This is a genomic window from Anabaena sp. WA102 (assembly GCF_001277295.1).
Classification (GTDB): domain Bacteria; phylum Cyanobacteriota; class Cyanobacteriia; order Cyanobacteriales; family Nostocaceae; genus Dolichospermum; species Dolichospermum heterosporum.
Window position 1 is genome coordinate 2,056,806 of record NZ_CP011456.1, and the last position, 24,787, is coordinate 2,081,592.

At 38.8% G+C, this 24,787-nt stretch carries 20 protein-coding genes, 1 tRNA gene and 1 pseudogene; 5 read left to right on the forward strand and 17 right to left on the reverse strand.

All coding sequences use genetic code 11. From position 1 onward, the window contains the following. Positions 1 to 21: 21 nt before the first annotated feature. From AA650_RS09155 to AA650_RS09180, 6 genes and pseudogenes are all read right to left on the reverse strand, one after another. A complete protein-coding gene (locus AA650_RS09155) occupies positions 22 to 1,806 on the reverse strand; it encodes an ABC transporter substrate-binding protein (RefSeq protein ID WP_053538773.1) in 1,785 nt (594 codons plus the stop codon). Between the two features lie 22 nt (positions 1,807 to 1,828). After that, a complete protein-coding gene (locus AA650_RS09160; protein ID WP_199308517.1) occupies positions 1,829 to 2,422 on the reverse strand; it encodes a PIN domain-containing protein in 594 nt (197 codons plus the stop codon). 13 nt (positions 2,423 to 2,435) lie between these two features. Next, positions 2,436 to 2,927 (reverse strand): type I restriction enzyme HsdR N-terminal domain-containing protein, encoded by a 492-nt coding sequence (locus tag AA650_RS09165; protein ID WP_053538775.1) that lies wholly within the window; start codon positions 2,925 to 2,927, stop codon positions 2,436 to 2,438. Positions 2,928 to 2,959: 32 nt separating this feature from the next. Next, complete coding sequence (ispF, locus tag AA650_RS09170) at positions 2,960 to 3,442, reverse strand: 2-C-methyl-D-erythritol 2,4-cyclodiphosphate synthase (RefSeq protein ID WP_053538776.1); 483 nt, start codon at positions 3,440 to 3,442, stop codon at positions 2,960 to 2,962. Positions 3,443 to 3,659: 217 nt separating this feature from the next. Continuing rightward, positions 3,660 to 4,385: pseudogene (gene trmD, locus AA650_RS09175) on the reverse strand (tRNA (guanosine(37)-N1)-methyltransferase TrmD); the annotation flags it as partial. A gap of 45 nt (positions 4,386 to 4,430) precedes the next feature. Next, positions 4,431 to 4,694 (reverse strand): hypothetical protein, encoded by a 264-nt coding sequence (locus AA650_RS09180; protein WP_053538777.1) that lies wholly within the window; start codon positions 4,692 to 4,694, stop codon positions 4,431 to 4,433. Between the two features lie 428 nt (positions 4,695 to 5,122). On the opposite strand from AA650_RS09180, the gene AA650_RS09185 reads away from it, so the two are divergent. Both AA650_RS09185 and cphA read left to right on the forward strand, forming a co-directional pair. Then, a complete protein-coding gene (locus AA650_RS09185; RefSeq protein WP_027401350.1) occupies positions 5,123 to 5,986 on the forward strand; it encodes a cyanophycinase in 864 nt (287 codons plus the stop codon). Positions 5,987 to 6,164: 178 nt separating this feature from the next. Next, positions 6,165 to 8,861: a cyanophycin synthetase gene (gene cphA, locus AA650_RS09190; RefSeq protein ID WP_081424191.1), complete on the forward strand. Its 2,697-nt coding sequence runs from the start codon at positions 6,165 to 6,167 to the stop codon at positions 8,859 to 8,861. Between the two features lie 143 nt (positions 8,862 to 9,004). On the opposite strand, the gene AA650_RS09195 is transcribed toward cphA, so the two are convergent. The 6 genes from AA650_RS09195 to AA650_RS09220 form a co-directional block, all read right to left on the reverse strand. Continuing rightward, entirely contained in the window at positions 9,005 to 9,433 is a 429-nt protein-coding gene (locus tag AA650_RS09195) for a type II toxin-antitoxin system VapC family toxin (RefSeq protein WP_053538779.1), read from the reverse strand. Beyond that, complete coding sequence (locus AA650_RS09200) at positions 9,430 to 9,678, reverse strand: FitA-like ribbon-helix-helix domain-containing protein (protein WP_053538780.1); 249 nt, start codon at positions 9,676 to 9,678, stop codon at positions 9,430 to 9,432. Before AA650_RS09200 ends, AA650_RS09195 begins: the two co-directional genes overlap by 4 nt. A gap of 137 nt (positions 9,679 to 9,815) precedes the next feature. After that, on the reverse strand, positions 9,816 to 10,337 hold the full coding sequence (locus AA650_RS09205; RefSeq protein ID WP_168636335.1) for a hypothetical protein: 522 nt from the start codon (positions 10,335 to 10,337) through the stop codon (positions 9,816 to 9,818). A gap of 37 nt (positions 10,338 to 10,374) precedes the next feature. Beyond that, positions 10,375 to 11,772 (reverse strand): AAA family ATPase, encoded by a 1,398-nt coding sequence (locus AA650_RS09210; protein WP_053538782.1) that lies wholly within the window; start codon positions 11,770 to 11,772, stop codon positions 10,375 to 10,377. A 190-nt stretch (positions 11,773 to 11,962) separates the two neighbouring features. Beyond that, a tRNA-Ser gene (locus tag AA650_RS09215) sits at positions 11,963 to 12,047 on the reverse strand. A gap of 58 nt (positions 12,048 to 12,105) precedes the next feature. Next, positions 12,106 to 13,035 carry a TIGR04168 family protein gene (locus AA650_RS09220; RefSeq protein WP_053538783.1) on the reverse strand — a complete coding sequence of 310 codons (930 nt, stop codon included), beginning with the start codon at positions 13,033 to 13,035 and terminating at the stop codon, positions 12,106 to 12,108. Between the two features lie 150 nt (positions 13,036 to 13,185). On the opposite strand from AA650_RS09220, the gene nadA reads away from it, so the two are divergent. After that, the gene (gene nadA / locus AA650_RS09225; RefSeq protein ID WP_053538784.1) at positions 13,186 to 14,151 is read left to right on the forward strand and encodes a quinolinate synthase NadA; all 966 of its coding nucleotides are present in this window, start codon (positions 13,186 to 13,188) and stop codon (positions 14,149 to 14,151) included. On the opposite strand, the gene AA650_RS27760 is transcribed toward nadA, so the two are convergent. From AA650_RS27760 to AA650_RS09235, 3 genes are all read right to left on the reverse strand, one after another. Next, on the reverse strand, positions 14,134 to 14,394 hold the full coding sequence (locus tag AA650_RS27760; RefSeq protein ID WP_199924413.1) for a hypothetical protein: 261 nt from the start codon (positions 14,392 to 14,394) through the stop codon (positions 14,134 to 14,136). The two genes, nadA and AA650_RS27760, sit on opposite strands and share 18 nt — an antisense overlap. Positions 14,395 to 14,396: 2 nt before the next feature. Next, positions 14,397 to 15,287 (reverse strand): hypothetical protein, encoded by an 891-nt coding sequence (locus AA650_RS09230; protein WP_053538785.1) that lies wholly within the window; start codon positions 15,285 to 15,287, stop codon positions 14,397 to 14,399. 332 nt (positions 15,288 to 15,619) lie between these two features. Beyond that, complete coding sequence (locus AA650_RS09235; RefSeq protein WP_053538786.1) at positions 15,620 to 16,753, reverse strand: SGNH/GDSL hydrolase family protein; 1,134 nt, start codon at positions 16,751 to 16,753, stop codon at positions 15,620 to 15,622. Positions 16,754 to 17,683: 930 nt separating this feature from the next. Between AA650_RS09235 and AA650_RS09240 the strand changes: the two genes are divergently transcribed. Continuing rightward, positions 17,684 to 17,878 carry a hypothetical protein gene (locus AA650_RS09240; protein WP_015083627.1) on the forward strand — a complete coding sequence of 65 codons (195 nt, stop codon included), beginning with the start codon at positions 17,684 to 17,686 and terminating at the stop codon, positions 17,876 to 17,878. A gap of 732 nt (positions 17,879 to 18,610) precedes the next feature. Here the strand turns inward: AA650_RS09240 and AA650_RS09245 are convergent. Together AA650_RS09245 and AA650_RS09250 are read right to left on the reverse strand one after the other, a co-directional pair. Then, on the reverse strand, positions 18,611 to 19,336 hold the full coding sequence (locus AA650_RS09245; protein WP_205748555.1) for a cyclase family protein: 726 nt from the start codon (positions 19,334 to 19,336) through the stop codon (positions 18,611 to 18,613). A 335-nt stretch (positions 19,337 to 19,671) separates the two neighbouring features. Beyond that, positions 19,672 to 20,979: a hemolysin family protein gene (locus tag AA650_RS09250; protein WP_081424192.1), complete on the reverse strand. Its 1,308-nt coding sequence runs from the start codon at positions 20,977 to 20,979 to the stop codon at positions 19,672 to 19,674. A 279-nt stretch (positions 20,980 to 21,258) separates the two neighbouring features. On the opposite strand from AA650_RS09250, the gene mfd reads away from it, so the two are divergent. Then, the gene (gene mfd / locus AA650_RS09255) at positions 21,259 to 24,732 is read left to right on the forward strand and encodes a transcription-repair coupling factor (RefSeq protein ID WP_053538788.1); all 3,474 of its coding nucleotides are present in this window, start codon (positions 21,259 to 21,261) and stop codon (positions 24,730 to 24,732) included. Positions 24,733 to 24,787: the final 55 nt, after the last annotated feature.

The following is a 24,787-nucleotide window of genomic DNA, read 5'->3' on the forward strand; positions in this document are numbered from 1 at the left end:
CCTTATTCAGTCAACAGTCAACTATTTCGTAACTTTAATTTCATGAATATTCCAAAAAGCACCACCAAGAGCAGAATATTGGATACCTTGAAACCGATTTCTGATTGCTGATAGAGAATAAGAATTAACCAAATAAATGAAAGGTAAATATTCCTGTGTTAATTGTTGACTTTCGCCATAAATTTCCTTTAATTTAGCCTCATCAAACTCCTGTGCGCCTTGAATATAAAGTTCATTAATTTTCTTTTCCCAGTCAGCAACTTCCCAACCTTCAATCGGTTTTTGTCCAGCTTGTGGTTTTTGATTAAACATATGTAGTCCCCCTTCAGGAGACCACACATTAGCACCATCATTTGGTTCTAACCCCCCTGTCAAACCTATTAAACAAGCATCCCAATCTAAAGTGTTAGAAAGTTTATCTATAAAAGTATTCCAAGCCAATGGCGTAAAATCTACTTGAATCCCAATTTTACTTAAATCTTGTTTAATTTGCGAACCCATTGACTCCCGAATTTTATTACCCGCATTAGTGAGTAAGGCAAATCTCACCTCGTTACCTTGATCATCTACTAAAAGATTTTTTTCATTATATTTAAATCCAGCTTTTAGTAGCAATTTTTTGGCTTTTTCAGAATTATAGTTATAAACCTTCAAGCCTTTTTCCGGTGATAAGAAATAAGGACTTTGAACAGAAATAGGAGAATTTTGGGGTGTACCTAAACCACGAAAAGTATTATTTAACATGGTTTGTCTATCAATAGCATAGGCTACCGCTTGGCGAAATTGCACATTATTAAACCATTTAGATTTAATTGGATCAACTAATGGTTGATTTTGTCTTTTTCCCTTATTTAAGTTAAAGGAAATAAAGGAAGTGCTAGAACTAGGACCCCCATTATATATTTTAAAATTCCCTTGTTTTTCCTGAACTTTTAATAAAGAAAAATAATCAGGGGAAACACCAATAGAATCTAAATCACCGGAACGAAATTGGAGTAAGGAAGTATCTGTTGACTCCACAATTTGCCAAATTATTCGTTCAATATAAGGTTGGGGTTTACCTTGAGCATCTTTACGCCAATAATAGGGGTTACGGCGAAAAATTATCCGTTGACTCGTATCATATCTTTCCAGTTTATAAGGACCATTAACAATAATTTCTTCAGGAGGAGTATCCACACCCCATTTATTCAGAAATTCAACTTTACCATCTTTGTTTTTTGTTTTGACTGATTTCTCTAAAATATGAGCAGGTAAAATAGATGCTCCTGTATTCAGTAAAAAAGGTCTAAATGGTTCAGGGACACTAAATTCCACTCTTCTATTATCTATTTTTTTGACAGTTGGTAATTTGCGATTTTTCCCGACTCTTAAAACATCTCTAGTATCTGTGGGGATGTTTTCATTTAAATAAATATCATTATAGGTAAATACGACATCATCAACTGTTAATGGTTGTCCATCTGACCATTTTAAACCTTCACGCATGGTAAAGGTAATTTTGGTTTTATCTGGTGATATTTCCCATGATTCAGCTAATGCTCCTTCTATTTTGCCATCAATGGGATTCTGAGTTAATAATCCTTCATAGGTGTAACCAAAAATATTTGGTGATTCGGAACTCAGCGCAGCATTAAATGTTTTCGGATCACTGAGAATACTAGTTACTAATTGAGGTACTTGAGCCGCATTGGTTTTTAATTTAGTTGGGTTACAAGCGGTAATTCCTATTGCTGTAAAAGCAATGATTGTTATTAGTAATAAAAACCGTTTTGTGGAATTGAATATTTTTTCTGTTAATGTCATAGTTGCTTACCAGATATTAATTTTAGGATAATTGAGACTCTAACCAACCTAGAAAGTTTTTAGTATTACTAAAATATTTTATTGTTGCACTATTTAAAATTTCCTGTACTTCCTTTTTACCGAAATCTTTTGTATTGCCACTAATAAATACTTTTTGGTTATTAGGATGCTGATTTGCATGAGATACAATACACTGTAATATTAAGTTATCCATAAGATCATTCTTGATTAGTAATGTTTCCGTTTCTATGAAAATTTTATTAGAAATATCCTTGATTATGTTATTATCAAAGTTAATCATTTCCGAATTTTCTGTCAACAATTCAATAACTTCAGATAGCCTATCTTGCACATCATTTAATAATAGTAGATTTTCAATAGATGCTCTTTCTAAACTCACCTGAAATAAATCTGCATGAACAGAAATTTTATCACGCATTGCTTCATTAATTTGTTTCTCCATTTCTGCTTGAAATTTTAACTGATTTTGCTTATCTATTCTATACGTGTTAATAACTTCTACATAACAAATAGCTGGTATAGCAAGACGAATTAAGGGAGAGAGATTCCGCAGCAATTGTCCTGCCTCTAGGTCTCTTCCTTTTGCAACTGCCATTAAAAAATTAGTTTCAATGTAAAGTATCAGCACCTAAATTTTCCTGAATATAAGTATGTCCACCTTCTAGCAATGGTAATAAACCAATTTTTGCTAATTCATTATACGCTGGTGGTGTATCTGAATTCCAATGATATGATAAATCTCTGAGCCAAGATTTAATAAGTGTTTCTAAATAAAAATCAAAGATTCTTTTATGCGGGAATTCTGGATCATAATTACTTAGTATATCATTAGTTCTCAAGGAAATTAGGTTTTCTATTTCCTGATCATTATTCAATGCAAAAATATTAATTTCCTCTAAATCCACTAACATACCAAAAGGAATATCTGGCTTGATATTCTGCAAATATGTTTTTAATTGATAAATAGCACTTTGCCTGTTTAATTCTGTCTCTGGTTTTTGAGCTTTTACCTCTACTAATAAGATAATTTCTTCATCTTTATTTGTAAACATAATATCAGGACGATATTTTTGAGGGGACTGGAAGTTGATAACTTGCATCTTCTTTTCTCCTTGATGTAAATAAAAATTGATTAATCACCACTTACCAACAAAACTACAGCATAAGCACAAATACCTTCCTCTCTGCCTGTTGGTCCAAGTTTTTCATTAGTTGTAGCTTTGATACCAATTTGATTTGGTTCTACTTCTAAAACTGCTGTTAATTTATCTCGCATTTTAGAAATATGCGGTTTTAATTTCGGACGTTCAGCGACAACGACAGAATCAATATTGCCAATTTTCCAACCTTGTTCACGAATTAGTTGATGGACTTGATGTAATAATACTAAACTATCAGCCCCAGCCCATTGGGGATCTGTCGGGGGAAAATAATGACCAATATCCCCCAAAGATAAGGCTCCCAGCATCGCATCCATGATGGCATGAGTAAGCACATCAGCGTCACTATGTCCTAACAAGCCGAGTTCGTGGGGAATGTGAATACCGCCTAAAATCAAATTGCGATCGCTCACCAATCTGTGTATATCGTAGCCATTACCAATTCTGATGTTCATAGTTAGTTGTCCTTTGTCAGTTGTCAGTTGTAAAAGAATATTTTTCTCCCCCCACTTCCCCCACTTCCCCCACTTCCCCCACTTCCCCCACTTCCCCCACTTCCCCCACTTCCCCCACTTCCCCCACTTCCCCCACTTCCCCCACTTCCCCCACTTCCCCCACTTCCCCCACTTCCCCTACTTCCCCTACTCCCCCCACTTCCCCTACTTCCCCTACTCCCCCTGTTCCCTGTTCCCTGTTCCCTGTTCCCTGTTCCCTCTCTTTTTCCCAAAGTTTAAGCAAATCGGGACGACGGGAAGCTGTGCGCTGAATTTGTTGTTGAAAACGCCAACGAGCGATCGCTGCATGATTACCACTTAGTAGCACATCTGGGACTTGCCAACCACGAAAATTTGCCGGACGAGTGTACTGCGGAAAATCCAACAAATATTCTTCAAAACTTTCCGTCTTCAGCGATTCCTCCTTACCCACAGTTCCCGGAAGTAGACGCACCACACCATTAATCAAAACCATCGAAGGAATTTCTCCCCCCGTCAGGATAAAATCCCCCAAAGAAATCTCCCGAGTCACCAAATTTAGCACCCTGTCATCTACCCCTTCATAATGACCACAGATCACAACCAACTGGTCGTAATTCGTGGCTAATTCGCGCAGCAAGGGCTGGTTCATTGGTTGTCCCTGCGGACTCATCAAAATCACATCTCGACGGGGTAGAATCGGCAAAGACTCCACAGCCGCAAAAATCGGTTCTGGCTTCATCAACATTCCCACACCACCACCATAGGGTTGATCATCCACCTTATGGTGCTTATCCGTAGTAAAATCTCTAGGATTAACTAAATGCACTTGAGCAATCTGTTTAGCTAAAGCCTTAGCCAACAAACCAGAATTGAGGATTGACGTAAAACAGTCAGGAAAAAGTGTAACTATATCAAAACGCACAGTAATTCGGATTCGATAGAACTAATTTTAAGGGTAGATACTTAGCTAATACCATAACTGATAACCTAGCATGGATTCAGGAGTTCGGAGTTCGGAGTTCGGAGTTCGGAGTTTGGAGGAAGAAATTGAAGAATAGAGCATGAAATTTCTCCCTTGTTCCCTGTTCCCTGTTCCCTGTTCCCTGTTCCCTGTTCCCTGTTCCCTGTTCCCTGTTCCCTGTTCCCTGTTCCCTGTTCCCTGTTCCCTGTTCCCTGTTCCCTGTTCCCTGTTCCCTGTTCCCTGTTCCCTCTTGCCTTTTTTGTAAGTCATAGAAAAACTAAAAATCTACCAACAGTGCCGAAAAATACCAATATCCTTAATTTCCTAGTGAGATCAAAAGTTTTTCTAATTACTTAATTTATGTTTAAATATTGTCACTACTAAATTTAAATTAATAATCCCACCAAAGTTAACAACTTCCGGGATACATCCAACCAGCCTCAGAAGTAAGAGTGTCAAGACCGACTAAATCCTAAGTCCAGAAGGGAATTATAGTTAATTTAGCACTATGAGAGCCATCTGGAAAAAGTAGATAGGTAAAAAACAAGATGCTGGCTATGAGAACGACGGACATGAGAAAATTGAGGCATCGTGTGCGTCAAGCAGTGTCCTCTCATCAAAGCCAAAGGCGAAAATTAACAAGCAACAAACCTTGTTCAATTAACCTGAAGTTGTTGACTCCCTCAAGCAGAAACACAATGCCGCAGTTAGAAGTTAAATCGCTGGAAATGAGGACACCCCAAGCTACTAAAACCGCCGTACTAGTTATCGGAGGCGCAGAAGATAAAGTTCATGGACGTGAAATTCTAAGAACTTTTTTTGTTCGTGCTGGCGGTAACAAGGCGTATATTACAATAATTCCATCAGCCTCCCGTGAGCCTGCCATTATCGCTGGTAGGTACGTTCGCATTTTTGAAGAAATGGGTGCGGAAAAGGTTGAAATATTAGACATTCGGGAACGGGAACAATGCGAAAATCCTGAGATTAAAGCATCCCTCGAAGCCTGTAGTGGTGTCTTCTTAACCGGAGGAGACCAACTGCGCCTTTGTGGAGTCCTGTCCGACACACCGGCAATGGAAATTATCCGCCAGCGGGTGAGAGCCGGACAACTGACTTTGGCAGGAACAAGTGCTGGAGCAGCCGTGATGGGACATCACATGATCGCAGGTGGTGGTAGTGGTGAAACACCTAATCGTTCCCTAGTTGACATGGCAACAGGCTTAGGATTCATTCCTGAAGTTGTCGTTGACCAACATTTCCATAACCGGAATCGGATGGGACGACTTGTTAGTGCGATCGCCGCTCACCCAGATAGATTAGGCATTGGTATAGACGAAGATACCTGTGCCGTATTTGAACGCGATGGTTGGCTACAAGTTATGGGCAAAGGCAGTGTCACTATTGTTGATCCTACCGAACTTACCCACACTAATGAACCCAACGTTAGTGCTAACCAACCCCTGACAGTACATAATTTAAGACTACATATCCTCAGTTACGGAGATCGCTTCCATCTTTACCAACGTACTGTTTTACCTGCTGTGCATCGCATCTCTAGCTGACGATATAGAAGATATAGAGCATATCAGGTCACACTGATTTGACCGCATCTTGATTTCTTCTTCTAGAGTTTAGATCAATTCCATCTAAGAAGGAAAAACTGCTTCAAATGCCAAATTTAGCGGTCAATTCCAGCAAAAAACTAGAATTTTGGTTACGAATCTCCATCTACCTATTCCCATGAGAATCCTCAAGATCCAGACCTTACGCGGCCCAAATTACTGGAGCATTCGACGGCACAAACTGATCGTTATGCGCCTAGACTTAGACAAACTTGCCGAAACCCCCTCAAATGAAATACCTGGCTTTTATGAAGGACTAGTGGAGGCACTGCCAAGTCTAGAGGGTCACTACTGCTCCCCAGGCTGTCGTGGTGGTTTTCTAATGCGGGTGCGAGAAGGCACCATGATGGGTCATATAGTGGAACACGTAGCCTTAGAACTCCAGGAATTAGCGGGAATGCACGTAGGTTTCGGTCGCACCCGTGAAACCGTCACACCTGGAATTTACCAGGTAGTGATTGAGTACCTAAATGAAGAAGCGGGTCGCTATGCAGCCCGGGCAGCAGTCAGGCTATGTCAAAGTATTATTGACCGGGGACGTTATCCCAAAGCCGAACTAGAGCAAGACGTTCAAGACCTCAAAGACTTTTGGCGTGATGCTTCACTAGGCCCTTCCACAGAAGCCATTATTAAAGAAGCGGAGAAAAAAGGTATTCCTTGGATGCCTTTACCAGCTAGATTCTTAATTCAATTGGGCTATGGCATCCACCAAAAACGGATTCAAGCCACAATGACCAATAACACAGGCATTCTTGGTGTAGAACTAGCTGGTGATAAAGAAGCTACTAAACGGATTCTCGATGCCAACGGCGTACCAGTCCCCAGAGGTACAGTCATTAATTTCTTTGATGATTTAGAAGAAGCCATTGAATATGTTGGTGGTTATCCCATCGTGATTAAGCCTTTAGACGGTAATCATGGACGAGGGATCACCATTGATATCCGCAACTGGGAAGACGCAGAAGCCGCTTATGAAATGGCTAGACAAGTTTCTCGTTCAGTGATTGTGGAAAGATATTATGTAGGACGAGATCATCGAGTATTAGTAGTTAATGGCAAAGTAGTTGCTGTAGCAGAGAGAATTCCTGCTCATGTGGTGGGTAATGGCAAATCTACAATTACAGAACTAATTGAAGAAACAAACCTTGACCCTAAACGTGGTGACGGACATGATAACGTCTTGACTAAAATCGAACTAGACCGTACCAGCTACCAACTCCTAGATAGACAAGGGTACACCATCAACAGTGTGCCACCCCAGGGAGCAATTTGTTACTTAAGAGCTACAGCCAACTTAAGTACAGGTGGTAGTGCTGTAGATCGCACAGACGAAATTCACCCAGAAAATCGCTGGTTAGCACAACGGATAGTCAGAATTATCGGCTTAGATGTGGCTGGTATAGATATCGTAACTTCAGATATTAGCCGTCCCTTGAGAGAATTAGACGGTGTAATTGTTGAAGTCAATGCTGCCCCTGGTTTCCGAATGCACGTTGCCCCTAGTATTGGCATCCCCCGCAATGTCGCCGGCGCAGTCATGGATATGCTGTTCCCCAACGAACAATCTAGCCGCATTCCTATACTTTCAGTTACAGGTACGAATGGCAAAACCACCACAACTCGCCTGTTAGCCCATATTTATAAGCAAACTGGTAAGGTTGTCGGCTACACAACTACAGATGGTACTTATATCGGTGATTTCTTAGTAGAATCGGGAGATAATACAGGACCTCAAAGCGCCCATGTTATCCTTCAAGACCCGACCGTAGAAGTAGCCGTATTGGAATCGGCTCGCGGTGGTATTCTCCGCTCTGGGTTGGGTTTTGAAAATGCTAATGTAGGTGTAGTATTAAATGTGTCTGCTGACCATTTAGGCATCGGCGATATAGATACTATTGAGCAATTAGCCCATCTTAAAAGCGTAGTTGCTGAAGCTGTTTTCCCTGATGGTTATGCGGTACTCAATGCCGATGATTACCGGGTTGCTGCTATGGCAGAAAAAACTAAGGCGAACATTGCCTACTTTACCATGAATCCAGACTCGGATCTGGTACGGAAACATATCCAACAGGGTGGAGTAGCCGCAGTCTATGAACATGGTTATCTGTCCATTGTCAAAGGTGATTGGACGCACCGCATCGAAAGGGCAGAAAATATCCCCTTGACAATGGGTGCAAGAGCGCCATTTATGATTGCTAATGCTTTAGCCGCTAGTTTGGCAGCTTTTGTTCAAGATGTCACCATTGAGCAAATTCGCGCTGGTTTAAGAGGCTTTCGTGCTTCTGTAAGTCAGACCCCAGGACGGATGAATTTGTTTAATTTGGGTAAATACCATGCTTTGGTAGATTATGCCCACAATGCCGCTAGTTACGAGGCTTTGGGGTCATTTGTCCGTAATTGGACAACGGGACAGCGCATTGGTGTAATTGGTGGTCCTGGCGATCGCCGTGACGAAGATTTTGTTACTCTAGGTAGATTATCAGCAGATATCTTTGACTACATCATTGTTAAAGAAGATGATGATACTAGAGGTAGACCTCGTGGTTCAGCTTCAGATTTGATTGTTGAAGGTATTACCCAAGTTAAGCCTAATTACCGCTTTGAATCAATTTTGGATGAAACCACAGCTATTAACAAAGCCTTAGATATGGCTGCTGATGGTAGTTTGGTAGTAGTTTTGCCAGAAAGCGTCAACCGGGCAATTAAGTTAATTAAAATGCGGGGTGTACAGGAAGAAATTCAGCCTCAGCAATCAATTAACAATGATTCCCAAAATGGGATAGCATCTTCTTCTGTGGTTAATACACTGATTTAGGAGCATCTCTTGTTTGTAAATTGCCCTCAGACTAATTCATAATTTAAGTCTGGGGGTTAATTAATATTAGTTAAGACTTAGCAAACATCTTTAAGAATAAAATAGCAGGAGTCAGAAGTTAAGCGACTTATTAAGGTAGTTATCTATACTGATTCATATTTCCAAGGATTAATAATAGAAATACCACATCCTTCAAAATCAGAAACATTGCGTGTTGCTATGGTTGCTTTATGAGTGTAACAAATAGCAGCAATTTGAGCATCAGCTTGAGAAATAGGAGTCCCATTTTGTCGTCGTTGGGATGCAATATGAGCAAATGCTACAGCAGCATTTTGATCAAAAGCAAGAACACGTCCAGCGAAATCTTCAGAAAACATCAGTTGTGCTGCTTGACTAAGTTCTTTTCGTCGTTTTCCTTCAGGAAGTAAAGCAATACCATAGAGAATTTCTGCTTGAGTAATGGTTGTGGTAAACATACTCATCAAAGGTTTTTCAGCTACCCATTCACGAACTATTTCCGACTTTTGAGTCTTCATTAATTCTGAGATAACATTTGTATCCAAAATAATCATTCTTCAAATATTGATACAGTGCGGATAGGTTCTCTAGCTATTTCTGGTAATTCCAAATCGCCCAAATTTGCAAACCGTTGTTCAATTAAAGTTGCTAGATTTAAGGGATGTTTAGTATTTTCGATGAGAACAAGACGGAGAATTTCTCTCACTTCTTCTTCTAGGGAACGTCCATGTTTTTCGGCTCGTTTTTGCAACTGATATTTGATGTCATCATCAATGTTGGAGATGGTGATATTAGTCATAAATAATAGAGATAATTTTGATTATACCTATTATAGTAAATAATCACGAAAATTTTTGATTTTTACCTTTGAAAATACATATACTTACATATAATACGCATTTAAAAGTATTAATTAACTGTCTCGATCTTCTCTAATCATTTCTTTCGTTTTCCTTTAGGTTGATACTTCGCACCTCTCAGAAAATCACCTAAATCTGAATTTTTGCTAATGTCATAGTTACCTTCATCAAACTTATCCTTTAATTCTTTTTTATATTTATCAAGTTCTTGAGGTACAGAACTTTTAGATAAAATATATGTTTTTGCAGTAAAACTTAATGATGAATCAGTTTTTTTCAAGAATTTATTAAAGTATGTATATGTATTTATAACCTGCTCTTTTGCTGTGTTTATATCCTTACCCTTCAATTCTACAAAGCAGATAATCCTTTCATTGTCTTTTGCATAAAATACGATTAAATCACAGATTTTCATTCCTTCTTTATCTAATTCTAATAATTTACGAAATTTACAATTAGGGTTTGATTTCTCGTCTATATGAAAAAATAAAACTGTTTCACCACTTGCTGGTTGTAAACTTACCTCCACACCATCTTCTTTATGACTTGTTTTCCCTGGTAGTAAACAACATGATAACAATAAATGATCGAAAGGCATTTTAAAATCACTCCTGAATTTAAGATTATAAGAGTGATTATGGAAAAATATGGGAAATGTCATCTGAAACATTCCCAAATGTTCCCCAATCTATCCTACCGTCTTCATGTAATATATTTTTAGCTGTACCATCTTCAAATAGATAGACAGAAACTTCCTCTTGAGGAATAAAAGCTTCTGTTCGCTCTAAATAAAATCGTTCTTTGAGACTTTCTTTATCTTCATATTTAGCGGCTTTCATTAAATTAGAAAGATGATCAACAATGTAAGGGCTATGAGTTGTAATTAATACTTTTAAACCTGCTTGAACTAACATTGCTAAAAATTCCGTAATTTCTACTTGTGCGGCTGGGTGTAAATTCATTTCTGGTTCATCAATAATCAGTAATTCATTTGGTAAAGCTAAATGACGCAAGTACAAAACTAAAGGAGCTAATTCTTTTACCATTGAAGAAGAAACAGTCATTTCTAATTTAATATTTTCTGATGGTTGATAGAGAATTTCTTGATCAAAATCAGAGTTATCAATATTTACTTTTCCTCCCAAAATATCATTTTCTAAAATTTCTGCTAATCCAATATATTCCGAAATTTGTGGATGAATTTGTATTTCTTCTTCTCTATCGGAAAATGGTTTTCTATATATTTCTTGTAGTTTAGATTGTAAATGTTTTACTGGACTACTTAATATTCTAGGTATATTGATTCCATTCTCATCATCAAAATCATCTTCATAATCTTGAATTTTTATAGCTGAAGAAAAGAATGGTAAAACACCAGTTCTTTCTGTGGGAAATATATAAATAAATGAATAAAAAGCTTCGTTGATTATGGTAAAAATCTCTTGAATTAATATTCGTTCAAATACTTTTCCAGGCAATTTTTTTAAAATACTTCCTTCAGAAATTGAAACTATATAAAAATAAATACTGGGTTCACCCAACTCCTTAAGTTTATAGAGAGTGTTTTTACTTATATTTTGAGAACTAAAATAAAATGGTAATGTTGAAATATGATTTTTGATATTATTAAATATTTCTTGTTTAGCGTCTAGTAAATCAAAATTGACTTTCATCTTTTTAAAATCAACACGCTCTGTGGCTAGAAATTTATTTATCCAGGTATATGCTAAAGCAGAAACATCATTAATGTATGTTTCAAGAAACTCCTCAGCAAAATCTATTAAATTAATCCGAACATTTCCTTCTTGTAAAAATTCCTCAATTGCATTATCTATAATTGGATATCTCTGTTGAGTCTTTTTATCCAGATAAGCTTGCAGATACCGTTCACGTCCATATTCACCTAAAATAGATGCTAAAGTATAAGCTGTCCAAGTTTTCCCAGTTCCATTACCACCAATAAACACAGTTAAAGGCTTTAAATCAATTTCTGCCTTTTGAATAAAACCTAAATTAGCAATTTCTATTTTCATGGCAAATTTAATTTTAATTAAGTTTAAGTATGTACAATAGAATACAAACTATCATGAATTGTAAACTCAACCAATCATACATATTAGCAAATTATATATCAAAACAATTGTATCTGAAATAATAGTAAATCAAACACCTGCGCCCTTCTCTGTGACTCTGCGCCTCTGCGTGAGATAAAAATTAAAAAAATGGAGAGGGGGAGATTCGAACTCCCGGAAGCTTTCACCTCATCCGATTTCAAGTCGGACGCATTCGACCACTCTGCCACCTCTCCAGATTATTTGCCAGAAATGTGTAACACAAAAACTGACAAATAATATCATAACATATAATTACAGAATTGGCACTACTGAAACTGAAGAATTATAAAAAACTTCCTCAGTAGCGATGTGGTAGTCTTGATCCACCCAAACCAGAGAAGCTTTTGTTACCAAACCATCCTCCAAAGAAACCAGAGAAAAATTCCGTAACTTCATCCCGTCTTGTTGAATGATCCGGGGGACAGTGGCAGCGTTTAGGTAAATAGTTCCTTCTGGACTTCTAAACACAGCCTTTCTTTGCAGTTTCTTAGTATGGCGCAGTGTGCGGTGCATATGACCAAAAGCGACTAGGGAAACAGTTTTCTTGAGGTTGAGACTTTGAGAAATTGCTTCCGCTAAATCAGGATCACCAAAATCACCACCGATAGGATGCCAATCTTTGCCACAAGGGTCCTCAGCGCGATCGCCTAAACCGCTCGGTCCATTGTGTCCTAGAAAAATAATATGATCATAAGTAACACTTTTTACTACCTTAACAATTTTATCTGCGGATTCCTCCAAACTAGAGACACCATAGCGTTCTTGACACATTTGGGCAAATCGCCATTCAGGTCCTCCCCAGGTAAAAGGACGACCACCTACCACAGTTAAATTCCACTGCGGAAAATCTAACTTACCATAACCGACTTGGGCAGATCCTAATAAATCTAGCTGTTCCTGTACCCAGTCTTCCTTGGTGCGGTCATAAGGACATTTTTTGCGTCCCCATTCAGTCGCCGAGTACCAGGCATCGTGGTTGCCCATTACCGCCGCTTTGGGAAGGTCTAGGGAGGCGATCGCTTTTACCACTTCCACCGACTCATTCCCGAAATCACCGACAAATAGCGCCAAGTCAACACCGAGATGCTGGAGTGCTATGCCGTCCTCTACTTCCCATTGGTCGTGAACATCGCCAATTACAGCAATTTTGATAGGTTTTGATTGATTTTTCTGACTGGTCATGCCACTTTAAAAAGCCGTATATCTCCAGGATATGAAACTCCACCGGATTTGGACATAAATTGCTAGAATCAATCCCTCACTCTTTTTGGTAAAAACTACTATAATTAAATTCACAACGTAATAATTTGTAATTAAAAGCAGTTTTTAATTGTGTTTACAACTACACTTACTCAACCAAAATCAGGCATTTTACCCTTAGATTTATTTGCCGCCATTGCGGATCTAAAAACAGAACTAAATGCAGTGATATTAGCCCACTACTATCAAGATCCTGATATTCAAGATATTGCCGATTTCATTGGCGATTCCTTACAATTAGCCAAAGCCGCAGCCAATACCAAAGCCGATGTCATTGTCTTTGCTGGTGTTCACTTCATGGCGGAAACAGCCAAAATCCTCAACCCTGATAAATTGGTGTTATTACCAGATATTAATGCAGGATGTTCTTTAGCAGATAGTTGTCCTCCCCAGGAATTTGCAGCTTTCAAAGCCTCACACCCAGACCATTTGGTAATTTCCTATATTAACTGCTCGGCGGAAATTAAAGCCATGAGCGATATCATTTGTACCAGTTCCAACGCTGTGAAAATTGTCCAGCAAATACCCCAGGAACAGCCAATTATTTTCGCCCCAGATCGCAACTTGGGACGGTATGTAAGGTCACAAACAGGACGGGAAATGCTGTTATGGCAAGGTAGCTGTATTGTTCATGAAACCTTTTCCGAAAAGAAACTAGTCCAGTTAAAAATTACACATCCTCATGCAGAAGCGATCGCTCACCCCGAATGTGAAACCAGCGTTCTCCGCCATGCCAGTTATATTGGCTCTACAGCCGCCTTACTCAATTATTGTCAAACCAGCCCTAGTCAAGAATTCATCGTGGCTACAGAGCCAGGAATCATTCACCAGATGCAAAAACTAGCACCTGACAAACACTTTATTCCCGCACCCCCCCAAAGTGATTGTAACTGTAACGAATGTCCATTTATGCGGCTAAACACCCTAGAAAAACTGTATCTAGCCATGAAAAACCGCACCCCAGAAATTACCCTACCAGAAGAAATCCGCATAGCCGCACTCCGACCCATGCAAAGAATGTTAGAAATGAGCCGATAAATAGGGGTTGCACCAAAAAGTCTTTTCGTGAGTGCTAGGAGTCAGGAGGTAGGGGCGCAGGGACTGCGCCCAAGGAGTCAGGAGGAATAGGAAAAATACATCCTGTTCATCCTTAAATCCTGGACATCCTGATTCAGACATGATCAAGATTTTTCCGAGTCGAGAACAGGAAAAATACATCTTGTTCATCCTTAAATCCTGCACATCCTGATATGGCTTACGCCACGCTTCGCTATCAGACATTGTTAATATCTACTCTTCTGAGCTTCTTTCTGGGCAGCCTCACTAAACTTTTTATACAACTTAGTTCTAATCTGTGCTTCCTGATAACGGCTGTGGCTAGGTGCAACCTGACCCATTAAATCAGAAGCCCGTTGCCAAGTAGCAGCTAATTCCAACCACTGAGTTGAAGTTATAGCCGTTTTACCAGTCACAGTCGCCTGGTTAGCCAGTCTCACAGATGCGGCAAACGGATCATCCAATGGGATAGAAAAACTTCGGCGCACAGGACGATTCGATGATTCTGGCGGTCTTTGGTTGACCGTTTGAGAAGATTGAGAACCCACTAATGGCAACAGCTTCTTTAATGGATTACTTAACCGAAAATCTAGCAACCAAGCCAGTAAAATTATTGAAGATAAACCAGCAACCCATACAAATAAAGTTTTGACAGAAATTTTGCCCTGACTTCGATTCTTCAGCAAAGATTGGGGTTTTGTTAAAATAGGTTTTCTTGATTTGGTATAAACTTCAGTTAACTCTGGAATTAACCGCTTCAACAAATTTGGTTGGTATACAGTAATTTCCCGTGACCACAGTAACTGACCATCAGTATCGCGGTTAATTTCCTCCAACCATAATAATTGCTCTTCTCGAACAATTCGACTATTAATATTAACTCGGCGAATATGACGTGGTGCAAGTGAGTCCAAAATTTCTTGAATTTTTGGCACTAGGACAGATTGCTCTAGTTGCTCTACTGTAGCCGCTTCACACAAGAGTTGTAATATACCAGTCGCAAAAACTGCTCTAGTTCTGACACCAGACACAACTAGCCTTTCATTCAAAACTTGAATAATTGCCGCCACGCTGCCCTGGTGAGCTTGCCAAGCGATATCATTTATCCGATCTACCATTTGATATTTAGTGATAGCTCTCACACCCTGATCTGTGAAATAATATAACTTAAGTTACTAATTATCTAAATTTAGGCAGGGAAAAAGGTGATTGGTCATTGGTCATTGGTCAACTACTCCTGCCTCTTGCCCCTTGCCCCTTGCCCCTTGCCTGTTCCCTCTTGCCTCTTAGAGACTTCCAAGAAATAAATTATCCCAAGAAACGAACCACAGAGGCACAGAGTACACAGAGAGAGAATTTTTGCATCAGTTTTGGGACATTTTTTTATTTGGAAGTCTCTTACCCATTTTCAACTAGCAACTTACGTTAATATACATTCAATTTGCATATATCAATTGTAAATTTGAGCAACTCTATATTCTATTTGCTCAAGTGCAAATTGCCACACTTGATATCCTGCTAAAGATAAATGTAATCCATCTGTAGTTAATTCGGGACGCAAATTGCCATCAATATCCGTAAACCAATTGTGAATGTTGAGGTAATTAGCCCCTTGCTTTTGGGCAATTATAGCCAGTTGGGCGTTAATATGACGAATTCGACTATTAGGGATTTTCTGCGATCGCACAGGTAAAATAGATTGGACAATAATCTGACTGCTGGAATGACTCTGACGTAAGCTATGAATAATCCGCGAGGAATTGACCAAAATTGACTTGTCAGTAGCACCCTTACGTAAATCGTTAATCCCAGTCATCACATAAATTACATCAGGTCTAGTGCCAGAAAATGCCGACAATCTTTTAGAAACGCCCTCAGAAGTATCTCCAGATATACCTTGATTTAGCCATAATTTACCCGTAGGTAGTTTGTCCTTGGGAAACCACAAACTTAAAGAATCACCTACTAAAATACTCAACCGATTCGCACCTTGACCTTTAGCCATAGCTTTAGCTTCCAAAGCTAATAAGCTTTTCCAGTCTTGATAAGTCAGTTTATCTGCCTTATTTGATTCCCCAGACAATGCTAAATTTTCATCATTATCAGTGCGCGTATAAATCTGACCAGATATAAGTGATGCTAATCTTTGCTGGTAGAGTTGACTACCAGAAATAGGTGATTTAGTTGGTGTCGTTGGGGAATTTAAGTTAAAGGATGATTTAACAGGTATTGATAACCCATGCTGTCTAAATTCTGATAAGAGAATCTCTAAGGTGGGGAGGTTTTTCCTGATTACTGATGACTGTTCAACGGTCGTCGGTGTTTGTCTACTAAATTCTGGTAATGATTTATCAGTCTTGACAAGACTCTTATTTGCTGGTGAGGACTTTTCAATTTGATTACTAAATTCAGGTACAGCAATTTGACGTGGAGAATTTCTTTTGCCCTCGTAAACCTGGAAACCCTCGGCTAAATCCAATAAAGATAGAGAATCTTTGGGAAGATTGGTTATTTGGGGGGGTGTTGATATTGGTATGACCAATCCTGTTAATAAACTTGCAGCCAACAGATAAGGTTCACTCATCGTTGTTTTGTTCCTTGTGCGTATTCACTACTTTTTCTTATGACAGCGTTAACTAAGTGAATTCAGGAAGATTTCGATTTCTGTCTATACCCCATCTATCTTGCAAACTTGCGGTTTGCTATCAAAAAACTATAGGTTTGAACTCAATACCTTCGCCACATTAAAAAAAGCTTTGATTCGTAGCGACTGTCTTGATTGTCAATCGATCATTAAGTGAGACAGGGTTTATTTTGCTAGTTTACAATATTTAATAATATTAAGTTATTCAACGCTATTCAATCCTTTGAATCACGATAAATATCCTCCCGTCAGGATTAATCAACACTAAATTTTGGGATTTTCCATTTTAGAAGATTTACTGTATAAGCTTTCCAGCTTTTTGAGTATCTCACTGTTACCATCGTTTTTCAAAATCTTATCCCTTGATGATTTACTAAATTTTAGGTTTCATACTTTTGATAGATGACAATAATTAATTGTTTATGTTGTGAGTTGTAAGAAAAATTAATAAATAATTATATAGGTATCAATTTTTGTTGCTAAAAAAACAGCAATAAAACGCTAGGAAGTCGAATTGATAAGCTTTAAATAGTATTTATTTTTTTAAGATAGCTACGTTTATTTACACCTATCTCTATAAGCAATGTTATTATTAATACTTAAATAAATTGCGTTATTTTATTGTGTGATTTCAGTAACACGGCTGTTTGTAGCAGAGTAAGTAAATCGTTAAAATGCTTGCTACAGAAGAGTTATGTCCGTAGTTAAAAAGTTAGATTTGCAGAATTATTGAGTCTGTTTGCTATTTATAGTCTGGATTAGACATACAAAGATTTATCGAAACTAAAGTAGATCAGTTCCGGGGATGTAGAATAACTTAGCGAAAAGTGCTAAGATTTATCCGATGTCATTAATGTTTCTTTTTATAACGTGGCTAGAGCTAGTACAGCAATCGGTGTATCTCCCATCATTAAGGAGATTGTGCAAAAACAGGCACATTCAACTCGCTTAACTTTGAAAGAAGTTATTCTCATGGGAATGTTGGCAATTGATAAGTTAGATGATCAAAATTGTCAAGAATTGGCAGATCAAGTTCATCAAATGCAGGTTAATGGTGAAATCTAAAGCTGCTGGCAGGAGTCTAAAATTTAAAGTCTCAAGCCTTCAGTTCACAAGCTAAAAAATAGCAAAAGTGGTAGTGTGATTTATCAAGTCTCTACTTTTGACTAAAACCTTAGCTAGTTGCCATTAAATAGTTCTCGTTTAAGTCCAAACTTAACTAACGGTATTGCTAATTTACAGTAGTAAAGTCCGTTGTGTTAAAGGCAAAAAAGGGATCTGAAACTAGATCCTTTTCGTCTGTCAAAAATTTAATAAAGAACTCAGCGAAAGTTTCATGAACTTTGCTAAATGAGGTTTAATTCCTGCTTGTTTACAGCGGTGCAAATAGGCAATATTAAACTTGATAGCGGCGATTTCCAGTAAATTGGCAAGATTGCCTCCATGATTGGGAAATTGATTAAAAATATCATTTCCAATTCGTAAAATATTTTAGCCTCATAGCCATTTTTGAGTAGTTTTGCATACTCTGGCTATGGGGCTTTAATATTTTTTAATTATTTCTTGGAGTTCTGATTTTACAAGTTTTCTGAATTGGTTAATGGTTTTATTGAGTAAGTAGGTTGGTGTTGAAAATTGTCGTTATGGCAAGGCAAAAGGCACTCATGCAAGAGGCAAGAGTGAAGAGGGTTTGGGCGATTTTACATTTCTTTACACAGTTTGGTTTTATTGTGTTCACCTACTTATTATTGGTTGTGAATTAAAGAGTTTGGGGTAAATGGTTGGAAAAGGAAAAATTTAAAATAATGCCATGATTGCTGCGGGAGAACCAGAACCTCCTCTTAATCTGAGAATTCCAATGATTAAGGTGATACTATGCGGTGGTAACTGATCTAAATTGGTGAGGTTTTCGAGAACAATTAGCGATCGCTCTAAAAGCAACCGGTTAATAGTAAAATTAGTATTCTGCCCAGAATCTACACCATGAGTATCAATACCCACTCCAGTAATTTGCCTGTGTGTTATTAAAAACTCAGTTGCATCATAGCTAAAACCAGGAAAGTGCATTTTTCCGTCTTTATCTTGGTTAAAAAATGCCTGGTGATTTAACCATTTTTCTTGCCAACCAGTATATAATATCACCAAGCTCCCTGTGGGAATTTCTCCAAATTCAGTTTCCCAAGTTTGGATATCACTAACAGTCAAGGCATAATCAGGATTTACTGCTGCTTGTTCACAAATATTGATAACTATAGCTGGTAATATTAAACATGATGCTGGATACTGGTCAATACTTGCGCCGTTTGCATAAAAACTATTAGGGGCATTAATATGAGTCCCGCTATGTTCTCCCAAGGAAAAGCCTCGTAAGTAATAACCATCATCTGGAATTTCTGCAACACTGGTAAATTCTACGGGAGGATCACCTGTCCATTTTGGTATATCTTGATCAATGAGATGACTAAGATGGATGACACGAGAGTAACTAATATTACTTAATGGTTGGGGATTTTTGCTGATCAAAGGTTTTTTTTTGTAAGTTGAGGATATTTTAACAAATATAGGGCTTATGCACGCTCACTAACTTACCATGATATTAATAAACGAAATTGCGTCGTTTTCAGCTTTGGGATGTCAATGCCTAAGCCCTAAAATAATCCCCCAAACCTTTTCACTTGAAGGTAATGGGGGGGAATTTTAATGTTGCAGCAAAAAGTGAATTTAACCCTAGTGAACATTAGAAAAGTTAAGCTTTAAATAAGGAAGAGTTAATTTTACATGAATTTTATCCAAACCAGATTTCTGTAACGCTTCTTTCTCCTGACTGGGCGCAGGACCTGCGCCCCTACCTCCTGACTTCAATTAGCCATGACCTTGGGTACTACTAGGACTTTATCAACCCGATTTCCGTCCATATCCATAACTTCAAACCGCATACCATCCCATTCAAAATGATCTGCGGCTGCGGGAATCCGGCCTAAATGGGTGATGACAAAACCGCCTAATGTTTGATAATTTCCTCTTTCTTCATGTTCTAATTCTTCAAGATCAAATAGTTCTAAAAATTCTTCTATTCCTAACATTCCATCTACTAACCAAGAACCATCTTCCCGTTGTACGGCTTCAGGTTCTTCTTGTCCTGGTTCTGTGGGAACATCACCGACAATTTCACTCATGATGTCATTAAGGGTGACTAAGCCTTGAATTACGCCATATTCATCTACGACTAAAGCCATGTGTGTGACGGTTTGTTTGAATAATTCTAAAACTTTTAAACCGCGTGTGCTTTCGGGGACAAATACGGGTTGACGTAATCCTAGAGTTAAGTCTAAGGGTTCGTTGCGTAAACTTCTGGCTAATAGGTCGGTGACGGGAATAATCCCCAGAACGTTATCTAGTCCTTCTTGACAAATGGGATAGCGAGAATAACCGCTTTCTGCCATTTTTTGGCGGTTTTCTTCGGGGGGATCTTCCAAGTCTAACCAAACTATATCAGGTCGAGGTGTCATAAAGGAGGTGACGGGGCGATCGCCTAACCGGAAAACTCTCTCTACCATGTCCTGTTCGGCTTCTTCAAATGTTCCCGCTTCTGTCCCTTGTTCGATGAGAATTTTGATTTCTTCTTCTGTAACTTGTGGTTCAGCAGAGGGGGTAATTCCTAATATTCGCAAAACTAAATCTGTAGATGCACTCAAAAGATAAACTATGGGTGAAGCTATTTTTGCTAAAGCCCGCATGGGTATGGCGACTGAAGCAGCGATTTTTTCGGGGTTATTTAAAGCCAGCCGTTTAGGGACGAGTTCGCCGACAATGAGGGAAAAATAGGTGATGAGTAGGACTACGATGCCAAAGGCGATCGCATTACTATAATTAGCTAAAATGGGAATTAGCTTGATATAATCTTCTAATCTTTTGGCAATGGTCGCACCACCAAAGACACCATTCAGAATATTGATGAGTGTAATCCCTACCTGGACGATAGAGAGAAAATGATTGGGAGATTCTGCGAGTTTTAATGCAGCCTTGGCGTTAATATCCCCTTGATTGGCTAACTGCTGTAGTCTGACTTTCCGGGCTGAAACTACAGCCATTTCCGACATGGAAAATACACCGTTGGCGAAAATTAGCACCAAAATCGTTAAAATTTCAAACGTGAAGGAAGACATTTTTAAAATTGCTGGTATAAAGAATAGAAGTATACGGTGATCAGAAGTTGCCCAGTGTTCATTCAATCAGACTGATCTTAGTATCCAGTATTTTAGGTAATTCTCTAAATACTTTGACTATACACAAAGTAGTAGCTATATTGCTTCTGTCTATGAGTAGTTCGGTTTGATTCTTTCCTATTTATCGTCAAGAGAGGGGTTAACACTTTTAAAATGGTTAACAGGAAATAATTCGAGATTTTCACGTCAGCAGCGACTTCCTTTTTTAGCGTAAAACTTATGTCCTTCTCTTCTATTGTGCGTGCTTTGGCGCGATCGCCTCTTACCGCAGAACTCATTACTAAACTCAACAAGCAACAGGAATTGCGGTTAAATGGGATTTCTCGGCTACCCAAAGGACTGGTAGCTTCAGCATTAGCAAATTATGAAGATCAGGATTTATGTGTGGTCTGTGCCACTTTAGAGGAAGCTGGGCGGGTTTTTGCCCAAATGGAAGCAATGGGATGGAAAACTGTCCACTTTTACCCCACTTCCGAAGCTTCTCCCTATGAACCCTTTGACCCTGAAAATGAGTTGAGTTGGGGTCAAATGCAGGTGTTAGCTGATTTGGTCAATGGTCGGTCGTCAGTTGTCAGTGGTCAGTTGCCAAAACAAAGAACTGCCATAATTGCTACTGTGGGGGCGTTGCAGCCGCATTTGCCACCACCGGATGCGTTTAAATCATTTTGTGTCACCTTAGAAAAAGGGATGGAATTTGATTTAGACGGGTTTGGGGAAAAAATCACGATTTTGGGATATGAACGAGTTCCCCTAGTGGAAACTGAAGGACAATGGAGTAGACGGGGAGATATTGTGGATGTGTTTCCGGTGTCCTCCGAGTTGCCTGTGCGCTTGGAATGGTTTGGCGACGAAATTGAACAAATTCGGGAATTTGACCCGGCTACCCAGCGTTCTGCCTTGGATAAGGTGGAAAAAGTTACCCTTACCCCTACAAGTTTTGCACCGATTATCAACACAGCACTTACAGAAAATGTAGAGACGTTTCATGAACCGTCTCTACAAGAGTTAGGAACATTAGAAGGAAGTCGGCGGTTTTTGGGGTTGGCTTTTGCAAAACCGGCTTCATTGCTGGATTATTTAGCAGAAAATACCCTTGTGGCCATTGATGAACCAGAACAATGTTATGCTCATAGCGATCGCTGGGTGGAAAATGCTAATAGTCAGTGGTCAGTTGTTAGTGGTCAGTTGTCGGTTGGATTACCTAAGATTCATCGAAATTTTGATGAGTGTATAGGGGAAATTAGTAATTTTAGAAAGTTATATTTATCAGAATTGTCGGAAGAAAATAATGGTTTAAATTTAGCAAGTAGACCTTTACCTGTTACACCTCACCAATTTGCCAAGTTAGGGGAAACTATTAGAAACGAGAGAGAACGCAATTTTGCAGTTTGGATAATTTCGGCTCAACCTTCCCGTTCGGTTTCTCTGCTACAAGAACATGATTGTCCTGCCCAGTTTATCCCCAATCCCCGTGATTATCAAGCTATTGATAAACTGCAAATTAATCATATCCCGATTGCCCTTAAATATTCCGGTTTAGCAGAATTAGAAGGTTTTATTTTACCTTCTTTTCGATTAGTTATTGTCACCGATAGAGAATTTTATGGACAACATTCTTTAGCTAATTTTGGTTATGTCCGCAAACGTCGTCAAGCCACATCTAAACAAGTTGATCCTAATAAATTACGTCAGGGAGATTATGTTGTTCATCGTAGTCATGGCATTGGTAAATTTGTTAAATTAGAGAGTTTAACAATTAATGATGAAACCCGTGATTATTTAGTCGTGCAATATGCAGATGGTTTATTAAGAGTTGCGGCTGACCAAGTTAGTTCTTTATCTCGTTTTCGCACCAGTGGAGATAAAGCCCCAGAATTACACAAAATGACCGGAAAAGCCTGGGAAAATACTAAGAATAAAGTCCGTAAAGCCATTAAGAAACTAGCAGTAGATTTGTTAAAATTGTATGCTGCCCGTTCTCAACAACAAGGTTTTTCCTATCCCGCAGATATGCCTTGGCAAGAAGAAATGGAAGATTCCTTTCCTTACCAACCTACCACAGATCAGCTAAAAGCGGTACAAGATGTGAAACGGGATATGGAAAGTGAAAGACCGATGGATAGGTTAGTATGTGGAGATGTGGGTTTTGGCAAAACTGAAGTGGCAATTCGGGCAATTTTTAAAGCTGTCACCGCAGGAAAGCAAGTAGCACTTTTAGCCCCAACCACAATTCTCACTCAACAACATTATCATACAATTAAAGAACGTTTTGCCCCCTATCCTGTGAACGTGGGGTTACTAAATCGGTTTCGCAGCGCAGAAGAAAAACGCAATATTCAAAAACGTCTAGCGACTGGAGAATTAGATATAGTTGTCGGCACACATCAATTATTAGGAAAAGGTGTGCAATTTAAAGATTTGGGACTTCTAGTAATTGACGAAGAACAAAGATTTGGAGTTAATCAGAAGGAAAAAATCAAAAGCCTCAAAACGCAAGTTGATGTTCTCACTCTTTCCGCAACTCCTATTCCCAGAACCTTATATATGTCATTATCAGGAATTCGGGAAATGAGTTTAATTACCACTCCACCTCCCACCAGAAGACCAATTCAAACCCATCTCGCACCTTTAAATTCTGATATTGTCAGAAGTGCAATTCGTCAAGAATTAGATCGAGGTGGACAGGTATTTTATGTAGTTCCGCGAGTCGAAGGGATTGAAGAAACTACTACAAAATTGCGAGAAATGGTACCAGGAGGAAGATTTGCGATCGCTCATGGTCAAATGGACGAAAGCGAGTTAGAATCAACTATGCTGACTTTTGGCAATAATGACGCTGATATTCTTGTTTGTACCACAATTATTGAATCTGGTTTAGATATTCCGCGAGTTAACACAATATTAATTGAAGATGCTCACCGTTTTGGGTTATCTCAATTATATCAATTACGGGGTCGGGTAGGACGTGCTGGCATTCAAGCTCACGCATGGTTATTTTACCCTAAACAAAGAGAATTATCCGATGCCGCCAGACAAAGATTAAGAGCAATTCAAGAATTTACTCAACTCGGTTCTGGATATCAATTAGCAATGCGAGATATGGAAATTCGCGGAGTGGGAAACTTGCTAGGTGCAGAACAATCTGGACAAATGGATGTCATTGGCTTTGACTTGTACATGGAAATGTTAGAAGAAGCAATTCGAGAAATTAGAGGTCAAGAAATACCCAAAGTTGAAGATACCCAAATTGACCTTAATCTCACCGCATTTATCCCTGCAACCTACATTCCTGATCTTGATCAAAAAATGAGTGCTTATCGCGCTGTAGCCACAGTAAAATCAAAATATGAACTCAAACAAATTGCCGCTGAATGGACTGATAGATATGGGACTATACCAGTTCCAGCTAGTCAGTTATTACGAGTTATGGAATTAAAACAATTAGCCAAAAATCTCGGATTTAGCCGCATTAAACCAGAGAATAAACAGCACATTGTTTTAGAAACACCAATGGAAGAACCAGCTTGGAATCTCTTAGCAGAAAACCTCACTCCCACAATGAAAGCAAGGTTTGTTTATTCTCCTGGGAAGGTAACAGCAAGAGGTTTAGGAGTATTTAAAGCAGATCAACAATTGCAGACTTTAATAGATACTTTTGTAAAAATGCAAGGGGCAATTTCGGAAACTGCTTGAGTGTAGGGTGGGCAATGCCCACCATTTTTTATCTATTTCCGAAAATATAGTGTAA